Below are 265 nucleotides of genomic sequence, written 5' to 3'. Positions count from 1 at the left end.
GGCCGCTAAATCTACTTTGCCGCCGCGAATAAAACCGCTGTTGGTCAGGTTGTTGGCCGTCAGTTGAGTGACGTCACGCCCGCTGATGGTGCCGCTGTTGGTGATATCGCCTTGACTGTTGAGCGCCACGGTATTCCCGGCCAGCAAAGCGCCATCACTGCGCAGGTCGCCCTGACGGACGCGCGCATAAACCTGCGGCACAGTGACCACCTCGGTAGTGCCATCCGGCAGGGTCACGGTTTGGTTAGTCAGCCAGATAATGTCC

At 59.6% G+C, this 265-nt stretch carries 1 protein-coding gene; it reads right to left on the bottom strand.

Annotation, left to right across the window (positions count from 1 at the left end; genetic code table 11):
- Positions 1–265 (bottom strand): hypothetical protein (locus SLS51_RS24960; RefSeq protein ID WP_323840902.1); only part of this gene is annotated, 265 nt, incomplete at both ends.

Source organism: Photorhabdus africana (assembly GCF_035181445.1).
Classification (GTDB): Bacteria; Pseudomonadota; Gammaproteobacteria; order Enterobacterales; family Enterobacteriaceae; genus Photorhabdus; species Photorhabdus laumondii.
The sequence above is the reverse complement of the archived record's forward strand: the minus strand, read 5'-3'. Positions and strand labels throughout refer to the sequence as shown.